Origin of the sequence: Pseudomonas sp. 65/3-MNA-CIBAN-0223, from assembly GCF_040310425.1 — a bacterium.
Classification (GTDB): domain Bacteria; phylum Pseudomonadota; class Gammaproteobacteria; order Pseudomonadales; family Pseudomonadaceae; genus Aquipseudomonas; species Aquipseudomonas gregormendelii.
Genome location: NZ_JBEOPV010000001.1, coordinates 356701 through 374453 on the forward strand (window position 1 = coordinate 356701; position 17753 = coordinate 374453).

Sequence of the window (17753 nt, forward strand, 5' to 3'; positions counted from 1 at the left end):
GGGCACGCTCATGAGTCACCTTTTCAGCAGCGCCCAGGCTCTGCTTGCGGCCGAAGGCCTGGACCTGGGCCACACCGCCTGGCTGACCATCAACCAGGAACGCATCGATCTGTTCGCCGAGGCCACGGGGGACCACCAGTGGATTCATGTCGATCCGATACGCGCCGCCAACGGGCCGTTCGGCACCTGCATTGCCCACGGCTACCTGACCCAGTCCCTGGCCAACCTGTTCATGCCGCAGTTGTTGACCCTTTCAAACATGACCATGGGCGTCAACTACGGGAGCGATCGGGTGCGCTTCCCGGCCCCGGTCAAGGTCGACTCGCGGGTGCGCGGCAGCGGCCAGATTATCCGCGCCGAGCCAGTGGGCGACGCCGTGCAACTGGTGGTGCGCATCACCGTGGAAGTCGAAGGCCAGGCGCGCCCGGGCTGCGTAATCGACACCATCAGCCGCTATACCTTCAACCCAATTTGCGAGTGAGTTTGCATGGACCTGAATGAAGTCGTCATCGTCGCCACCGCCCGTACAGCGCTGGCCAAATCGTTTCGTGGATCGTTCAACGATACCGAGGCGCCAGTGCTGGGTGGGCATGTGGTACGCGCGGTGGTCGAACGTGCCGGCATTGAGCCTGGGGACGTAGAAGATGTGATCATGGGTGCGGCGGTTCAACAGGGTACCCAGGCCTATAACATCGGTCGGCTCTGTGCCTACACCGGTGGCTTGCCGGACAGTGTGCCGGGGATGGCGCTGGACCGCATGTGCGCCTCGGGGCTGATGAGTATCGGCGTAGCTGCCAAGAGCATCATGAGTGGCGAGATGAACATTGCCATTGGCGGCGGCGTAGAGTCCTTGTCGCTGACCCAGACCAAACACAAAAACAGCTTCCGCGCCCAATCCGAAGCGGTGCTGCAAGTGATGCCCAGCGCCTACATCCCGATGATTGAAACCGCCGAGATCGTCTCCCGTCGTTATGGCATCAGTCGCGCCGCCCAGGATGAGTATTCATTGCAAAGCCAGCTGCGCACGGCTGCTGCTCAACGGGACGGGCTCTTTGATGAGGAAATCGTCGGCCTGAGCGTGGACAAGCTGCTGTTCGCCGCTGATGGCCAGCCCAATGGTCATGAGCGCGTGCAGGTTCTGCGTGACGAGTGCAACCGACCGAGTACGCGCCTTGAAGACCTGGCAAACCTGAAGCCGGTGTGGAAGGACGGTAAATGGATCGAGCAGGGGACGTTCGTCACCGCCGGCAACGCCTCGCAGTTCTCGGACGGTGCTGCGGCGAGTCTGTTGATGAGTCGTACCGAGGCCAAGCGTCGCGGATTGACGCCTTTGGGCATCTACCGTGGCATTGCCGTGGGTGGATGCGCACCCGAGGAAATGGGCATCGGTCCGGTGATCGCCATACCCAAGCTGCTCAAGCGTTTCGGCTTGGGGGTGGGGGATATTGGCCTCTGGGAGATCAACGAGGCTTTTGCCTGCCAGGTGTTGCATTGTCGCGACGCGCTGCAGATCCCGGCAGAGCGCCTGAACGTCAACGGCGGGGCGATTGCCATCGGTCACCCATTCGGTATGTCCGGCGCGCGGATGGTGGGCCATGCCTTGCTCGAAGGGCGGCGGCGCGGTGCGCGTTATGTGGTGATTGCCATGTGCATCGGTGGCGGAATGGGCGCCGCCGGCCTGTTCGAACTGCCGTGAAGCGAGCGGGACGCGGCCGCACATTCGATTAAAGCCATGGGGGCCCGCAGGTCGGGCCCGCTGCTGGGGAATGGATATGCAAAGTTGTATGCCCAATGCACAGGTCCTCGCGCAAATGGGCCTGGAGTTGGCCGAGTACGAACGGATCATTGGCAACATCTACGATTCGTCGATGAACACGGCCTCCTTGAGTGACTCGTTGCGCGACATACGCGCGCTGTTCAAGGCTAATTTCGTGACCTTGATCCTGCGGGTTCAGGATGAGCCGCTGCTGTCACCGATGGTGGTTGCCGGTGATGTCGAATTGGGCCAGGGCGGCATCAACCATTACGCCTACTACGCCAAATCTACCCTGTTCGAGGGTTTGCCCACCGACACGGTATTCACCATCGATGAGCTGATGAGCGATGCCGAATGGGCCAGTTCGGCGTTTTACCTGCTGTACTGCCAACCTTACAATTGTTACCACATGCTAGGTGCGGATATACGCATGCCGGATGGAGGCATCGTGCGTTTCCGGATCAATCGACCACAGGGCCACCCGCAATTCAGTGAGACCGAGCGGGCCTTGTGCGCCATGTTGCTGCCCCATTTGCGTCGGGCCTTGCACATGTATTCGCTGCTGGACCGCAGTGAGTCTCTGGGCAGCCTGTATTCGCAAACGATCAGCCGCCTCGCAGTGGCGACCTTCGTGCTCGACGAGAACGGCTGCGTAGTGCAACTCAACCCCGTGGCCAGGGAAATCCTTGACAGTCAGGACGGCCTTAAAGTGGTGGGAGGTCGACTGGAGGCTACCTATCCCAGTGACAATCGGGAGTTGGCGCGCCTGGTGCGCAACGCCTTCCAGCGTGCCAGGCAAGGCGCCGCCAGGGGCGTGCAGGTGGCCGAGGCGACGTCGATTTCCCGTCCTTCGGGACAGGTCAGCCTCGGCGTAGTGGTGGAACTGATTCCTTCACGGGAACTGCTCGAAGGCCACGGTAAACCCACAGTGGTGGTGTATGTGCGGGACGCGGTGAGCAAATCGCTGGTGAGCACGGTGCTGACTTCGCAGCTGTACAACCTGACCCCGGCAGAAACCGCGCTTGCCCTGGAATTGGCCAACGGCCTGTCGCTTGAGGACGCCTCGGAAATTCTGAATATCCGGCGCAATACCGCACGCGCGCACCTGCGTTCGATATTTTCCAAGACGGGTGTCCGACGCCAGACCGAGCTGGTGCGGATCATGCTCAATAGTGTGGTAGCGCTGGGTGCGCCCCAGCCGGCCGGGTCTCGGCTGTGACTTGGGGCCAGGCCAAAATGCGTTAGTCCGTGCGGACGATGCTCTCGGTTTCCTTGCCTGTCGATACTGGGCAACCGTTGTCGAACCCAAGGAGAATAAAAATGACCGGCAGTAATAAGTCCCCTGGCTGGGCCTTGACGTTGTTATTTGGATGCTGTGCCATCGGCACCGCAAACGCAGCACCGGAGGACATCCCGCGCCTTGGCAAAGACTTGACGTGCCTGGGCGCGGAACAGGCCGGCAATGCCGATGGCAGTATCCCGGCGTTCAGTGGCAAGTGGCTGGGCGCGCCGCCCCATGTTGATTTCAAAGGTACGGGGCACCACCCCGTGGATCCGTACCCGGACGAAAAACCGTTGTTTGTGATCACCGCGCAGAACATCGCGCAATACAGTGACTCCCTGTCTGACGGGCAAAAAGCCCTGTTCAAATTGTACCCGGCCACCTACAAAATGCCGGTGTATCCCTCGCACAGGGATTTTCGCGTCAGTGACTCGGTATGCCAGGCCACTCGGGAAAACGCCAGCGTGGCGCGTCTGGTCGATGACGGCGAAGGGGTCGTCGGCAAGACCGGCGGCACACCATTCCCGGTGCCGCGCAGCGGGCTGGAGCTGTTGAAAAATGCCTCGACCTTCACCTTGCGGGCCTGGACCGAAGAGTACACCTCCGATAACGCCTACGTGCTCAAGGACGGCAATATCAACTGGGGCAGGGTGCATTCGCGCAACCTGGCTCCATCATTGGAACCCGGCAAGATCGGCGATACCAACGGCAACTCGTCGTTCTATCTCAACGAAACTCTGCTACCGCAACGGGACAAGGGTGAGATCAACACCGGCACCGAATTCTGGAACGACAAAACCGAACCGCGCCAGGCGTGGCGTTACGATCCAGGCACCCGGCGCGTGCGTCAATCGCCGGGTTATGGTTTCGACATGTCATTCCCCGGCAGTGGCGGCTCGATCACTGTGGATGAAGTGCGCCTGTTCAACGGGTCCGGCCAGCGCTACGACTGGAAGATCGTTGGCAAACGGGAAATGTACATTCCGTACAACACCTATCGTCTGCATGACGCCAAGCTCACCTACGCCAGCCTGTTGACTCCCGGACACATCAATCCCGATGCCATGCGTTATGAGCGTCACAGGGTCTGGGAACTGGAAGGCACGCTCAAACCTGGCTATCGCCACCTGTATGGCAAACGCAAGTTGTATGTCGACGAAGACACCTGGTTTCCGATGCTCGCCGACAACTACGACAACCGTGGCGAGTTATGGCGCACCTCGATGGTCAACTACTTTTATGCCTACGAGAGCCAGGCCCAGCAGGCGGGCGTCGGCCTGTACTACGACCTCAATGCTGGCAGCTACCTGGCGTTCAACCTGATCAACGAGCAGCGCAACGGTTACCTGTTGAACAAACCCGGTTTCAGTCCCAGGGACTTCGGCCCGGAAGCCGCTCGCCGCTTCGGCCAGTAAGCAGGGAACAGGGCGCCCGCTGTTTCAGGGGCGCACTTTGAGAGTAGCTCTCATTTGATCTAGTCCAACTGCACGATGATCTTGCTGCGCGACTGCTCAATGATATCCGCCATGGGATTACCCGGTATTTCTTGGGGGCATCGCCTGCCCCGAAGTCTGCATTTGAGGAATAATAACAATGACGAAACTCGCTGAAATCAACATCGAGAATGCCCAGCGTACCCACCGTTACGCGCGCGGCTGGCACTGCCTGGGCAATGCCAACGATTACCGTGATGGCAAGCCTCATACCCTGGAAATCTTCGGCACTCGGCTGGTGGCGTTTGCCGATAGCCAGGGCGTCATCAGTATTCTCGATGCCTACTGTCCGCACATGGGCGCCGACCTGTCACAGGGCACCATCGAGAACGACAGACTGGTATGCCCGTTCCATCACTGGAAGTACGACACCGGCGGCAAATGCGTGGAGATCCCTTACTGCAAGCGCATTCCTCCCAAGGCCAAGACGCGCAGTTGGTTGACCTGCGAGGAGAACAACCTGTTGTTCGTCTGGAACAACCCCGAAGGCCGTCCGCCCAAAGAGGGCGTGATCATTCCGCACCTCCCTGAGATGGACGACCCGGACTGGATTCATAACTGGAACATCGACACCATGCTGATCGAAACCAACCCACGGGAGTTGGTCGATAACCTGGTGGATGCCCAGCATTTCGGGCCGGTGCACGGTACGCCAACCAAGTATTTCGCCAACATTTTCGAAGGGCATATCGGCCATCAGATTTTTCATGGTGACTCCGAGCGCCTGGGCGGTGACCTGATCGCACCATCGGCCTACTACGGTCCGGCCACTCACTTCACCCATATCAGTTCGATGTTCGGCGATGCGCGGATCCACGCCATTCTGCTCAACAGCCATGTGCCAGTGACGCCAAACAGTTTTGACTTGCGCTTTGGTTGCATGGTCAAGCGCGTACCGGGCTGGACGGAAGAGCAAAACCAGGAAGTGGCCAGGGCGTATGTCCAGGGAAACCGGGACTCGTTCTACCAGGACGTGGTGATCTGGAAGCACAAAATCCGTATCGACAAGCCGGTGCTCGCAGAAACCGACGGGCCGGTCTATCAGTTGCGCGAGTGGTATGAGCAATTCTTCACCAATGAGGACGACGTGCCCGCGTCAATGGCGCTGCGTCGCGAGTTCATAACGGTCGACGAGCGCTGATAGAGGGAGCAGGGCGCCTTCGAGAAGCAAGTGAATACTCTCCAAGGCGCCGCTCCCAAGGACACAGCCACCCTTGAGTCCATGGTGATGACTCAGGTCCGATTTGAAGGCAATGAGGGAATACAAAATGAAAATAAAAAATGCCTACACCTTTCCTTTGTTAGTAGTGTTTCTCCTGGTGTTGGTTGTAAAGATGTCGGTGCCGGCGGAGTCGACCAGCGTCAAGGCGTGCAAGCGCTATGCGAGCTGCCTTTCGCTGAGTTCGGGAGTCTCAAACTGGCTGGATTTCCGTTAGGGCTGTTTCAGGGGAGGGTTGCCTCTGAACCGCCGGCAACGCTCCGCCCCTGTTTGTCGCGACAGTTATTATCAATGGGGGCGGCCCCGTCGTAGAGGTGGGCGCCACAACGCTGCCCAGCGTTTCAGGCTGTATTAAAGTGCTCTGCTGATGGCTGTGTCAGCGTGCCAATGTCGAGGCGAAATGGCTGATCGCCTGTACGACCTGACGAGCACTGTCCTGAATATCGAGAATCACTTGACCCGCCTCACCGGCTAATTTGACGCCTTGTTCTGCCTTGTCTTTACTCGCCTCCATCCTGGCCACTGCCCCCGTGGCCAACTCACGATTGTGCTGCACCACCTCGACAATCTTCACAGTGGCTTGACTAGTACGTGCAGCCAAGTTGCGCACTTCGTCAGCAACCACGGCAAAACCTCGCCCCTGATCTCCGGCACGAGCCGCTTCGATGGCCGCATTGAGCGCCAGAAGATTCGTCTGCTCTGCAATCCCACGGATGGTCTGCACGATACTGCTGATTATCTCCGACTGCTGACTGACGGCATTGACACCTTCGGCTGCGTGATTCAATTCGTCGGCCAGGCTTTGCATGACATCCACGGTGTCCTGCACTACACGGGCTCCTTCGTGGGCTGTATCGTCAGTTTTCAGTGAAGTCTCATAAGCCATGCGCGCTGCTCGTGACTCGGTTTCCTGCTGTAGAACCTGATCAGTAATATCACTGGCATACTTGACTATTTTGTAAAGATCGCCGTTGGCGTCGAACACCGGATTGTAAGTGGCACGTAACCAGACTGCGCGTCCCTGGTTGTTAAGGCGCTTGAAGCTGCCTGAGAAAAACTCGCCCTGATTCAGGCGCTCCCAGAACTGGCAGTAATCGGGGGATTCGATTTCGCTACGCTCACAGAACAGCCGGTGGTGCTTGCCAACAATCTCTTCCAGGCGATAACCCATCACTGCAAGGAAGTTTTCATTGGCGCTGACGACTTCTCCCTGCCGGTTGAACTCGATGGTTGCCATGGACCGGTTAATCGCCTTGATCTGGCTCTCCTGCTCTTGTTCCTTCTGAACCTGGGCAGTTACATCCGTCGCAATCTTGACGACCTTGATCACCCGTCCGGTGGTATCGCGAACAGGGTTATAGCTGGCCTCCAGCCAGAGCTCACGCCCCTGTTTGTCCAGGCGCAGGAAGCGGTCGTTGATGAACTCGCCATTACCCAGGCGTGACCAAAAGCTTTGATAAGCAGCGCTGTTGGCGTATTTCGGCGTACAGAATAAGCGGTGATGCCGGGATTGGATTTCTTCAACGCTATAGCCCATTACCTTCAGGAAGTTGCGATTGGCACTGAGGATCGTGCCATCAGGCTGGAACTCAATCAGGGCCATGGAGCCACCTAAGGCTGCAAGGGTGGCTTCACTGTCAGCCAAGCGCCGCTGGCTGACGGCCAGTTCTTTTTTGATTGTCGAGTTGAACATGCATACCTCAGTGGATATAGGCTGCTTGGCATTTCCTTCAAGCCAACGGAAAGCTATGCAGGTCGATGTCAGATGTACGGAAACCTGTGAAATCAGATACGAATCGCTGATGCCGAACGAGCCGTAACGGCGTTAGTAAGGCAGGAGCTCCTAAATCGCCGGCAACGCTCCGAGCAATAACGCACTTCGTTCCAGCATCGCGCCCATTTCTTGCGCCAGGCGAAGGGCAATCCGCAGACCGCGCAAACTTTGACCGGGAGCTCACTCTTTTTCACAGCGACTCCCCGGCATCCAGTTTGGCGAGCAGTTTCTGGCCCCGCTCCCACAGCGCTTGCTGCTTGGGCTCGGTCATGCGGTCGAGGTTTCTGTAGACCATGCTCATGCGCTGGTTGCTGCGCAGCAGGTCGCCATGACGCATCAGGAAATGCCAGTAGAGTGAATTGAAAGGGCAGGCGTCGTCCGTTGTGCTCTCACTGACTTTGTAGGCGCAGTTACGGCAGTAGTCAGACATCCGCTTTATATACTGACCACTGGCGCAATAAGGCTTGGAACCCAGGTAACCGCCGTCGGCGTGCATGACCATGCCCAGCGTATTGGGCAGTTCGACCCAGTCAAAGGCGTCCATGTAGATCGCCAGGTACCATTCGCAAATCTGGCTCGGCGCGATGCCGGCCAACAGTGCGAAGTTGCCGGTCACCATCAGCCGCTGGATATGGTGGGCATAGGCATGTTTCAAGCTCTGGCCGATCGCCTGTCCCATGCAGTTCATTCGGGTGTCGCCCGTCCAGTAGAACTCTGGAAGAGGCCGGCTGTTGCCAAACAGATTGCCATCGGCGTAATCGGGCATTTTCAGCCAATAGACGCCCCGTACATATTCGCGCCAGCCGATGAGCTGGCGGATGAAGCCTTCGGCGGCATTGAGTGGAATCCGGTGCGCCCAATATGCAGCTTCCACGTCGCTGCACAACTGACGCAGGTCCAGCAGTCCAATATTGAGTGCCGCACTGATGCGCGCATGAAATAGAAACGGTTCCTCACTGGCCATGGCGTCCTGATAGTCGCCGAACCCTGCCAGGGCATAATCCAGAAAATGCGCCCACAGCGCCTGTGCGTCGGCATGGGTGACCGGATAGTCGAAGTCGTCGAGTGCGCCGTAGTGATGGTTGAAGCGCGCCCTGACCAGCGCAAGCACATCGCAGGTGATGGCGTCGTTACTGAAGTGCACCGGGTAGGGCGCTTTCACCCCTTTGGGCAGGGCCTTGCGGTTCTCGGCATCGAAATTCCACGCGCCGCCTACTGGAGAGCCGTCGCCATTGAGCAATAACCCGCTCTTGCGCCGCATCTCGCGGTAGAAGAACTCCATGCGCAACTGCTTTTTGCCTTGCGCCCAAGTGCCGAACTCAGCGCGACTGCACACAAAGCGCGTGTCGGCGTGCCAATGGATGGCCAGGCCACAGTCCTTGAGCGCCTGTTCCAGCCGCCAGTCCCCGCACTCGGTGACGTGTACTTCCTCTGCTTGCAACAGCTGTTGCCAGCGTCGCAATTCACTCGCCACCGAACCGCTGTTTTGCGGGTCATCCAGGGTCACGTACTCGACTTGCAGACCCTGTTCTTGCAGGGCCTTGGCGAAATGGCGCATGGCACTGAAAATCAGCGCGATTTTCTGCGGATGGTGGGGGACATGGCTGGCTTCTTCCATGACCTCGACCAGCAGCACGGTATCGCACTGGGCATCAAGTTTCTGCAAGGAAGCCAAGTCAAATGACAACTGGTCACCCAGGACCAGGCACAACCGATGGCGCTTGTTCATATCTGTTCAGTCCAGCGTCTGCAGATTCATGCTTGTTCCCTGCCTACCAGGGCAGGCGCTCTCCGTTATAGGCAAAAAAATGTCCGCTATCGGCCGGCGTCAACTGATCAATCAGGCTCAAGAGTTCAGCTGCGGCAACGTCCGCCGGGCGTGCGCTGGTGGCCCCTCGAAATGGTTGCGACAACCCCGACACGACCGTGCCTGGGTGCAGACTCAGCAGTCGGCTCTGCGGACGAGTACGGGCCAATTCGATGGCGGCGGTCTTGATCAGCATATTCAGCGCGGCCTTGGAGGCGCGATAGGCGTACCACCCACCCAAACGGTTGTCGCCGATGCTGCCGACTTTCGCCGAGAGCACCGCCATCGCGCCCCGGGCATCAAGCAACGGCAAAAAGTGCCGCAACACCAGCGCCGGCCCCAGCGCGTTCACTTGAAACACGGCCTGCAGCGCCTCATGCTCAATCGCGCTGTAGCTTTTTTCCGGCTTGATCTGGTCACGATGGAGCAGGCCGGCGGCGTGCACGATCAACTGGTAGGGCGCTTGCGCTGCCAATTCAGTGGCGGCGCTGGCGATGGTTTCAGGTTGCTCCAGATCCAGTGCGGGCACTGTATTGCGCCCCAGCTGGCGAACCCCGCCACATCGAGGGTCCTTGCCGAGCAGCTCGCAAAAAGCCGTACCCAGGGCACCACTCGCGCCGATCACCAGGGCGCGATATCCGTCGCCTAGGGAGTTCATGGTGAACGCGTTCAATGGGTTTCTCCTGCACCCTGGCGCCGGAAGAACAACGTCACCTGGCCAACCTCGACGCCCAGCTTGGACATGCTGGTGCGGTTGATCAACGTGTCCTCGTCCATCAGGTACATCCAGTCGTCCATGCTCATTTCATAGGTTGTGCCGTCAACCGGCAGGTTCAGGCGATAACGCCAGCGCAAGGCATTGCCGGCGATTTCGCCTTTGGCGACACCCACTACGTCATCGGCGCGACCGCTCCAACGTCCCTGGCCCTCGGGCGTCAGGGTCCAGACGCGGCGTTGGCGGGTGCCGTCGCTGTACAGGAAGCGCTCATCGAGAATCAGGTTGTTGCCCTCACGACGGCTGACGATGTCGACCTCGAAACGCTTGGCCACCTCACCGGAACGCTTCTGAAACATCCCCCAGGCTTTGACCGGTTTGCTGAAAAAGCGCTCCAGATTTAATGCCGGTTGCTGATCCGCATAGTGGGTGACATCCACGCTGCCACAGCTCGCAATGCTGAGTACCAAAGCCAGTAAAACCAAACGTCGGGTCATTGCCGTTCTCCCTGGGTGAGCAGGTGCTGAGGGTGAATTTTGTTGCCTTACATGCTTGTACAGGTGCCTCGTGGTGTACAGGTTTCTGGCACCTGCCGAAAGATGAAGCCGCGGTGTTTGCGCAATGCAACTTGCCGGCTGCAGCGTCGTACGCGGCGTATGGAGCAGGCATCGTCAACGCGGGCTTGCCTAGTCCATTCTTTAATAGTTGTACGATAGTAACTGATCTGTATAGGTTTTAATCAAGATAGGCTGAAAAAAACCCCCTGACAATGCGTCAGCCATTTTTTTGTGTAGAAACGAGAACGTCAGATCAAGAGCGCGGGAGGGCAACGGAAGGGAGATAGGGGGAAATGCGCGCCCCCGGGGAAATGGGAGCGCGGTGCTAAACCAGGGGATTACTCGTAGGTCGGGTAATCCACATAGCCTTCGGCATTACCGCCGTAGACCGTAGCCGGGTTCAGTGGGTTGAGCGGCCAGTCGTGGACGATCCGCGCTGGCAGATCCGGATTGGCCATGAACGGGCGGCCGAAAGCGACCAGGTCTGCCAAGCCTGACTCAAGCAATTGCGCGCCGGATTCGGCGTTGTAACGTCCGGCATAAATGATCGCGCCACTGAACGTATCGCGCACCGCACGACGAAAGGCGTGCGGCATCATCGGCGCGTCGTCCCAGTCGGCTTCGGCGATGGACAGGTAGGCAATGCCCACATCTTCAAGCACCTTGATCGCTTCGATGTAGGTCGTGTGCGGGTCTTCCTCCACCATCCCCAGATAGGTCCGCGCTTCATCGGTGGTGGTGAACAGCGGCGCGAAACGCACGCCGACCTTTTCCCGGCCGATGCACTCGGCGACGCCCGCCACCACTTCACGCAGAAAACGCAGGCGATTGCCCAGAGAGCCACCGTACTGATCGGTGCGCACATTGCTGTGAGCAGAGATGAACTGGTTTACCAGATAGCCGTTGGCACAGTGCAGTTCGATGCCGTCGAAGCCGGCGTCCATCGCATTGCGCGCAGCCTGGATATACAACTGAACCAGTTCCTGGACTTCATCCGTGCTCAGCGCTCGCGGAGCGGACGGCGCAACAAGCGCACCGGCACCCGGCGCTGTTTCAATAAATACGCTGACACGCTCGGTGGCGATCGCGGAAGCTGACACCGGTGCCGCACCCTCAGGTTGCAACGCGGTGTGAGACACCCGCCCGACGTGCCAGAGCTGAGCGAAGATCACGCCGTCTTTGGCATGAACCGCCTCGGTGACCGTGCGCCATCCGGCGATTTGTTCAGGCGTGTGGATGCCGGGCGTCCAGGCATATCCCTGACCCCTAGGCTCGATCTGCGTGCCCTCAGTGACCAGTAGGCCGGCGCTGGCGCGTTGCTGGTAATACTCGGCCATCAACGGGTTGGCGATATTGCCCGGCTGCGAGCTGCGCTGGCGGGTGAGGGGGGGCAGAACGATACGGTTCTTCAGGGTATGCCGGCCGAGGGTGACGGGTGTGAAGTAAGCGCTGTTTTTCATGAGATACCTGTTCGCTGGGTATTAGACCAGTCGACTATAGATGGGACGAAAAAAACACCGTGTGCAAACACGCGCACGGTGCCTGGGCAGTGAGTTGATATCCGTCAGGCCAGCATTTTCAGCAGTTTTTCGGCGACGGCCGCCGAGCTGGCAGGGTTCTGACCCGTTACCAACTGGCCGTCAGCGACGACATGAACCTGCCAGTCGGCCACCTTGGAAAAGCGCCCGCCCAGACGCTGGAATTCGTCTTCGATCAGGAACGGCACGACGTCCGTCAGGCCCACGGCCGCTTCTTCAGCATTGGTGAAACCGGTCACGTCCCGACCCTCAATCAACGGCTTGCCATCAGCAGCGAGGACGTGACGCAGTACGCCCGGCGCGTGGCAGACGAAGCCGTGGGGCTTGTGGCTGCGGTCGAAGGCTTCGATCAAGGCGATGGAATGTTTGTCTTCAGCCAGATCCCACAGCGGGCCATGTCCACCGGGGTAAAACACGGCATCAAAATTGTCAGCGCTGACATCGGCCAGGCGCCCGGTATGGGCCAGTGCCAATTGCGCTGCAGGGTCCTGACGGAACCGGTCGGTTTCGGCGGTCTGCGCACCGGGCTCATCGCTTTTTGGATCGAGCGGTGGCTGGCCGCCTGCCGGCGACACCAGGGTGATCTCTGCACCTGCATCCTTGAAGGCATAGTAGGGGGCCGCGAACTCTTCGAGCCAGAAACCGGTTTTCTTGCCAGTGTTGCCAAGTTGGTCGTGGGAAGTCAGAACCATCAAGATTTTCATAGGGCGCCCTGTGTTGGTCGGGTGTCCGAGGACGGGTTCGCCTTCGACACCCGGGAAGGAGTGAGGGGCACAGCATAGTTTCCAATTAGACCAGTCGTCTAGTAAATTCTTTCAGGTGTGTTTCCGACCGCACTCTATGGCAAACTCCTGCCCATCAGAAATATACGACTGGTCTATTGTTTGGTACTTTGCGCCCCATGAAACCGACCTACGACGATACCCGCCAACACCTGCTCGATACCGGCCACCGAATGATGGCCGAAAAGGGCTTCACCAGCGTTGGCCTGAACGAAATCCTGCAGACTGCCGGTGTGCCCAAGGGCTCGTTCTATCACTACTTCAAATCCAAGGAATTCTACGGGCAGGCGCTGCTTGAGGATTACTTTGTCGGCTACCTGTCGGACATGGAAAGACGTCTGACACTGCCCGGGCTCAATGCCTTCGAGCGGCTGATGGATTACTGGCAGGGCTGGCAGAACCGCTGCACCCTGGAGGGCCATGGCGACGAATGCCTGGTGGTGAAGTTAAGTGCAGAGGTCGCCGACCTTTCCGAATCGATGCGCCTCACGCTACGCGATGGCGCTGAGCGCATCGTTGCGCGCATCACGACTTGCCTGGAACAGGGCCAGCTGGATAAAAGTCTTCCGGATGCCGACGCTCGTCAGCTGGCCGAAACCCTCTACCAACTTTGGTTGGGTGCCAGTTTGCTGAACAAGCTGCAGCGCACGGGGCAATCTTTGCAAACGTCGATGACGATGACGAAGCGGCTTCTGGAGGTTTGAATCTGACCCGTTAATGGGCCGGAGGACGGACAGCCTGATGCTCATGGAGAAGCGCCCAACCCCGGCCGGGCGCCATTTTACTCATCCAGTGTGATGACTGCTCGCCAGGCCGTAGACGGATGTGTCGATGCCTTCAAAACGCGCCTTCAGCTGCAACGCCAGGTACAGCGAATAATGCCGTGACTGATGCAGGTTGCCACCGTGGAACCAGAGGTTTTGCTGCTGCGTGGGCTTCCACATGTTGCGCAGTTCGCCCTCATACGGGCCAGGATCATTCGTGGTCCCTGAACCCAAGCCCCAGCAGCGGCCGACCTTGTCCGCGACTTCCTGGGAAATCAGCTTCGCCGCCCAGCCATTCATTGAGCCATAGCCCGTGGCGTAGACAATCAGGTCGGCCGGTAGTCGGCTGCCATCGTTGAGTACGACGGCATCTGCTTCGATGCGTTCTACACCCAGGCCCGGCGCGCTCTTGAGCTTGATCGTGCCGTTAGCGATCAGTTCCGAGGCGCCCACGTCGATGTAGTAACCAGAACCACGGCGTACGTATTTCATGAAAAGGCCAGACTCGTCGTCACCGAAATCGAGCATGAAACCGGCGTTGGTCAAGCGCTCGTAGAAGTCTTTGTCACGCTCCTTGATCGCGGCAAATACGGGTTGATGAAAGCTTGGCATCACCTTGTAAGGGATCGAGGCGAACAGCATGTCGGCCTTGTCCGTGGTCAGGCCTGACTCCAGGGCGTCTTCAGAGTAGAGCCCACCGAAGACCAGATCCATCAAGCTATCGGAGCGCACGATGTGGGTACTGGACCGTTGCACCATGGTCACCTCGGCGCCGTTCTCCACCAGGTCGGCGCAGATATCGTGAGCCGAATTGTTGGCACCGATGACCACCGCGCGCTTGCCGCGCCAGGCGTCTCCGCCGGGATGGCGGCTGGAATGATGCTGCTGGCCGTTGAAAACCTCGGCACCCGCATAAACAGGAACGTTGGGTACGCCAGACATGCCGGTGGCGAGGATCAACTGGGCAGGCTGTAGCGTCACACGCTCACCATCGCGTTGAACGTCCACCGTCCAGGTGCCACTTTGCTCGTCAAAGCTGGCGCTCACGCACTCGGTGCGCGGCCAATAATTGAGCTCCATGACTTTGGTGTACATCTCCAGCCAGTCGCCGATCTGGTCTTTTGGGGTGAAGACCGGCCAGTGATCGGGGAAGGGCAGGTAGGGCATATGGTCGTACCAGACCGGGTCATGCAGGCACAGCGACTTGTAACGGCCGCGCCACTGATCGCCAGGACGCTCGGCCTTGTCGACGATCAGCGTTGGCACGCCCATTCGCTTGAGCCGTGCGGCGAGCCCCAGCCCACCCTGGCCGCCACCCACGATCAGGCAGTACGGCTGGGTGGTGATGCCCAGTGATGCTTCTTCGTCACGACGGCGTTCCAGCCAGTTGCGTTTGTCGGCATGGGCGTGACCATGATTGGCACCCATCGGGCGACGGCGGCCCCTGGGTTCTTCAAAGCCTTTGAGCTCGCGCATGGTGGTCAGCAGCGTCCAGCACAGGCCATCCTTCAGCCGCACATAGCCTTTACCTCGCGCCGTAGCGGTCTCCAGGCTGATCCAACCTTCGAGCACACCGTTGTTGAGCGTGGCATCACCTTCGAGTGTCCATTGCTCGGGCCGAGTTTGATCAAGGCGTGTTTCGAGCATGTCGCGGATGGCAGGCCTGCCTTCCAGGGTCACCAGGTTCCAGCTGAACAGCAGCAGGTCACGCCAGTGACACTCTTCGGCAAACAATTGCAGCGCGCCGTCCAGGTCGCGTTGGGCGAGACGCTCGCCGAGGGTGTCGACCCAGGCCGCGAGCTGGGCAGTGGGCGTGTGCAGGGGTGTTTCGACAGCGATGTTCATGGGCTTCTCCCGTTTTTGTTGTTTTTGTAACAACTTGCCTTGGAGCAAGGCTCGGGCCACCTTTATGAGAGGCCCGTTGCAGAGCGGCTGAAGCGCTGCGGCTCAGGCTTTGACTCGGGTCTATGTCACGATTTAGGGAATGGTGGATGACAGAGTGTCACGCGGTGCATGGGGCGCTCTCGGTCGGCTTTTCCTATAAGCTGGCAACAGCCCCGTGTCCTGACCGTAGCGGAGAACAAGAACAATGAAGCCGGCCTTTATCAACGCCCATGCACAACAGGTGCTGCAAGCTGTACAGGGCTTCCCTGCCAGCCATGGCCATACGACTGACCTGGCTATTACCCGGTCATGGCGTCGTTGCCTGGATCAGCATCAGCTCGATCCCGCCAGCCGCCGCGCGCCGAATGTAGTTGAGCACCCACGCCTGCTGGATCACCGCGCGCCCCTGGAACACATCATCTCCGTAGCGCACTGGCAGATGACCAGCCTGCACCACCAACTGGGGGGTGACGGCCACGTGGTGCTACTCACCGATGCTCGTGGTGTGGCGATTGACAGCGTGTTCAACGAATCCGAACGAGTCGAATTCCAGCGTTCCGGACTGTGGCTTGGTTCGGTGTGGAGCGAGGATTGCGAGGGCACCAACGGTGTCGGCACCTGCCTGGTCGAGCGACAGCACGTCACCATCCGTCGTGATCAGCACTTCCGTGGCAAGCACGCCGGCTTGACGTGTTCGGCCAGCCCCATATTCGATGCGAGCGGAGAGTTGCTCGCCGTTCTTAACCTCTCATCCGTGCGCGAGGAACCGGGTCTTCAGCAGCACTTCAAAGCCGTGGCGTTGACCAACCTCACAGCCAACTTGATCGAGAGCTGTTATTTCCTGGGGCATGATCCGCAACGGTACTTGCTGCGTTTTCACCCTGAGGCAGGCTTCGTCGGGCTGCTGGGTGAAGGGCTGCTCAGCTTTGACGAAAGTGCCTGTATCCGTTCAGTCAATCATGCTGCGCTGGACCTGCTGGGCCTCAGCCGTGAGCAGGTGGTGGGGCAATCGCTGACGATGCTGCTGGAGACGCCTATCGATCAGGTGATGAGTCAAGCCAGCTCGCAACCGAGTGTCTGCTGGCCAATGCGCCTTCTGGACGGACGCCAGTTCTACGGACAGTTGCGAGAGCCCTTGCGCCATGCGCCTCTCGTCACTCCTGCAACTGCCCCGATCAACGACGTGCACGTGTGCCTGGAAGACCCGCGCCTGCAACGTGGCTTTGCTCGCGCATTACGAGTTCTGGAACGTGACGTACCGGTGTTTCTACAGGGCGAAACCGGTACCGGCAAAGAAGCCTTTGCCGCAGCGCTGCATCGCGCCAGTTCCAGAGCCAGTCAACCGTTTGTGGCGATCAATTGTGCGGCCATTCCAGAAACGCTGATCGAGAGCGAGCTGTTCGGCTATCGCGGTGGCAGCTTCACCGGCGCACGCAAGGACGGGATGATCGGCAAGCTGGAGCAGGCCCATGGCGGCATTCTGTTCCTTGATGAAATAGCCGATATGCCACTCGCGTTACAGACCCGGCTGCTGCGTGTGCTGGAGGAGCGTCAGGTGGTGCCCCTGGGCGGCGCTACGGCACGTGCGCTCGACATACGGCTCATCTGTGCCAGCCACCAGGATCTGCAAGCCTGTGTGGCCGAGGGGCGTTTTCGCGAAGATCTGTTTTATCGCGTCGCCGGCTTCGCCGTGCAGCTGCCGCCGTTGCGTGAGCGTTCAGACAAGGGCCGGTTGCTCGACCTGCTGCTGCGCGAAGAGTCAAAAGGTACAAGGATTCGCCTGGAGACAGGTGTGAGAGAACGCTTGCTGACGCATCCCTGGCCGGGCAATGTCCGTCAACTGCGCACGTGCCTGCGCACACTGGTCGCATTGGCGCTGGAGGGCCGTGTCACTCTGGAAGACGTGGCGGAGTTGCTGCCGGCAGCGCCTGCCGTGTTGGCCGAGAACCCACTGGGCCTGTCGGAACGGCAGACACTGCTGACGTTGATTGAGGCGGAACACTGGCACGTCGCTCGTGTTGCCGCCCGATTGGGGATTAGCCGCAATACGCTGTATCGCAAACTGCGCCAGCATGGGATTTCACGACCTGGTTGAGTGCGCAATCGCTGGGTCTGGCGTGGATATCTGGAAGAATATCGGCCGTTGGTTTGAGTACAAAAAGGCCCCTGGCTAGCCTTTTTT

At 59.2% G+C, this 17753-nt stretch carries 15 protein-coding genes and 1 pseudogene; 7 read left to right on the forward strand and 9 right to left on the reverse strand.

From position 1 onward, the window contains the following. Positions 1-10: 10 nt before the first annotated feature. The 5 genes from AAEZ09_RS01485 (at position 11) to AAEZ09_RS01505 (ending at position 5672) form a co-directional block, all read left to right on the forward strand. On the forward strand, positions 11-481 hold the full coding sequence (locus AAEZ09_RS01485; RefSeq protein WP_122839851.1) for a MaoC family dehydratase: 471 nt from the start codon (positions 11-13) through the stop codon (positions 479-481). Between the two features lie 6 nt (positions 482-487). Continuing rightward, the gene (locus tag AAEZ09_RS01490) at positions 488-1696 is read left to right on the forward strand and encodes an acetyl-CoA C-acyltransferase (RefSeq protein ID WP_350597775.1); all 1209 of its coding nucleotides are present in this window, start codon (positions 488-490) and stop codon (positions 1694-1696) included. Positions 1697-1772: 76 nt separating this feature from the next. Further along, a complete protein-coding gene (locus AAEZ09_RS01495) occupies positions 1773-2975 on the forward strand; it encodes a helix-turn-helix transcriptional regulator (RefSeq protein WP_350597777.1) in 1203 nt (400 codons plus the stop codon). A gap of 101 nt (positions 2976-3076) precedes the next feature. Then, positions 3077-4453, forward strand: a complete 1377-nt coding sequence (locus AAEZ09_RS01500) for a DUF1329 domain-containing protein (protein ID WP_350597779.1) — start codon at positions 3077-3079, stop codon at positions 4451-4453. 178 nt (positions 4454-4631) lie between these two features. Further along, positions 4632-5672 (forward strand): 3-ketosteroid-9-alpha-monooxygenase, oxygenase component, encoded by a 1041-nt coding sequence (locus AAEZ09_RS01505; RefSeq protein WP_045058503.1) that lies wholly within the window; start codon positions 4632-4634, stop codon positions 5670-5672. Positions 5673-6126: 454 nt separating this feature from the next. Here AAEZ09_RS01505 and AAEZ09_RS29340 read toward each other — a convergent pair whose 3' ends face one another. From AAEZ09_RS29340 to AAEZ09_RS01540, 8 genes and pseudogenes are all read right to left on the reverse strand, one after another. Continuing rightward, the gene (locus tag AAEZ09_RS29340) at positions 6127-6636 is read right to left on the reverse strand and encodes a methyl-accepting chemotaxis protein (protein WP_236695845.1); all 510 of its coding nucleotides are present in this window, start codon (positions 6634-6636) and stop codon (positions 6127-6129) included. A 33-nt stretch (positions 6637-6669) separates the two neighbouring features. Further along, positions 6670-7443: pseudogene (locus AAEZ09_RS29345) on the reverse strand (PAS domain-containing protein); the annotation flags it as partial. Positions 7444-7535: 92 nt separating this feature from the next. Next, entirely contained in the window at positions 7536-7718 is a 183-nt protein-coding gene (locus AAEZ09_RS01515; protein WP_082069139.1) for a DUF2256 domain-containing protein, read from the reverse strand. After that, a complete protein-coding gene (locus AAEZ09_RS01520; protein WP_350597782.1) occupies positions 7715-9253 on the reverse strand; it encodes a cryptochrome/photolyase family protein in 1539 nt (512 codons plus the stop codon). The genes AAEZ09_RS01515 and AAEZ09_RS01520 overlap by 4 nt, the downstream gene beginning before the upstream one ends. A 43-nt stretch (positions 9254-9296) precedes the next feature. Continuing rightward, entirely contained in the window at positions 9297-9989 is a 693-nt protein-coding gene (locus AAEZ09_RS01525; protein ID WP_502947558.1) for an SDR family NAD(P)-dependent oxidoreductase, read from the reverse strand. Positions 9990-10000: 11 nt separating this feature from the next. Beyond that, positions 10001-10543 carry a DUF3833 domain-containing protein gene (locus tag AAEZ09_RS01530; protein ID WP_350597786.1) on the reverse strand — a complete coding sequence of 181 codons (543 nt, stop codon included), beginning with the start codon at positions 10541-10543 and terminating at the stop codon, positions 10001-10003. A gap of 398 nt (positions 10544-10941) precedes the next feature. Beyond that, complete coding sequence (locus AAEZ09_RS01535; protein ID WP_350597789.1) at positions 10942-12063, reverse strand: alkene reductase; 1122 nt, start codon at positions 12061-12063, stop codon at positions 10942-10944. A 104-nt stretch (positions 12064-12167) separates the two neighbouring features. Next, complete coding sequence (locus AAEZ09_RS01540) at positions 12168-12845, reverse strand: type 1 glutamine amidotransferase domain-containing protein (protein WP_205893632.1); 678 nt, start codon at positions 12843-12845, stop codon at positions 12168-12170. Between the two features lie 197 nt (positions 12846-13042). On the opposite strand from AAEZ09_RS01540, the gene curR reads away from it, so the two are divergent. Further along, positions 13043-13627, forward strand: coding sequence for a TetR family transcriptional repressor CurR (gene curR / locus AAEZ09_RS01545; protein ID WP_045058497.1), 585 nt, complete (start codon positions 13043-13045; stop codon positions 13625-13627). Positions 13628-13708: 81 nt separating this feature from the next. Here curR and AAEZ09_RS01550 read toward each other — a convergent pair whose 3' ends face one another. Further along, positions 13709-15532, reverse strand: coding sequence for an NAD(P)/FAD-dependent oxidoreductase (locus AAEZ09_RS01550; protein ID WP_350597791.1), 1824 nt, complete (start codon positions 15530-15532; stop codon positions 13709-13711). Positions 15533-15776: 244 nt separating this feature from the next. On the opposite strand from AAEZ09_RS01550, the gene AAEZ09_RS01555 reads away from it, so the two are divergent. Beyond that, positions 15777-17666, forward strand: coding sequence for a sigma-54-dependent Fis family transcriptional regulator (locus AAEZ09_RS01555; protein WP_350597793.1), 1890 nt, complete (start codon positions 15777-15779; stop codon positions 17664-17666). Positions 17667-17753: the final 87 nt, after the last annotated feature.

Coding starts and splice junctions, on each gene's coding strand:
- AAEZ09_RS01485 (WP_122839851.1), top strand. CDS start 11: ATGAGTCACCTTTTCAGCAGCGCCCAGGCTCTGCTTGCGGCCGAAGGC.
- AAEZ09_RS01490 (WP_350597775.1), top strand. CDS start 488: ATGGACCTGAATGAAGTCGTCATCGTCGCCACCGCCCGTACAGCGCTG.
- AAEZ09_RS01495 (WP_350597777.1), top strand. CDS start 1,773: ATGCAAAGTTGTATGCCCAATGCACAGGTCCTCGCGCAAATGGGCCTG.
- AAEZ09_RS01500 (WP_350597779.1), top strand. CDS start 3,077: ATGACCGGCAGTAATAAGTCCCCTGGCTGGGCCTTGACGTTGTTATTT.
- AAEZ09_RS01505 (WP_045058503.1), top strand. CDS start 4,632: ATGACGAAACTCGCTGAAATCAACATCGAGAATGCCCAGCGTACCCAC.
- AAEZ09_RS29340 (WP_236695845.1), bottom strand. CDS start 6,636: ATGGCTTATGAGACTTCACTGAAAACTGACGATACAGCCCACGAAGGA.
- AAEZ09_RS01520 (WP_350597782.1), bottom strand. CDS start 9,253: ATGAACAAGCGCCATCGGTTGTGCCTGGTCCTGGGTGACCAGTTGTCA.
- AAEZ09_RS01525 (WP_502947558.1), bottom strand. CDS start 9,989: ATGAACTCCCTAGGCGACGGATATCGCGCCCTGGTGATCGGCGCGAGT.
- AAEZ09_RS01530 (WP_350597786.1), bottom strand. CDS start 10,543: ATGACCCGACGTTTGGTTTTACTGGCTTTGGTACTCAGCATTGCGAGC.
- AAEZ09_RS01535 (WP_350597789.1), bottom strand. CDS start 12,063: ATGAAAAACAGCGCTTACTTCACACCCGTCACCCTCGGCCGGCATACC.
- AAEZ09_RS01540 (WP_205893632.1), bottom strand. CDS start 12,845: ATGAAAATCTTGATGGTTCTGACTTCCCACGACCAACTTGGCAACACT.
- curR (WP_045058497.1), top strand. CDS start 13,043: ATGAAACCGACCTACGACGATACCCGCCAACACCTGCTCGATACCGGC.
- AAEZ09_RS01550 (WP_350597791.1), bottom strand. CDS start 15,532: ATGAACATCGCTGTCGAAACACCCCTGCACACGCCCACTGCCCAGCTC.
- AAEZ09_RS01555 (WP_350597793.1), top strand. CDS start 15,777: ATGAAGCCGGCCTTTATCAACGCCCATGCACAACAGGTGCTGCAAGCT.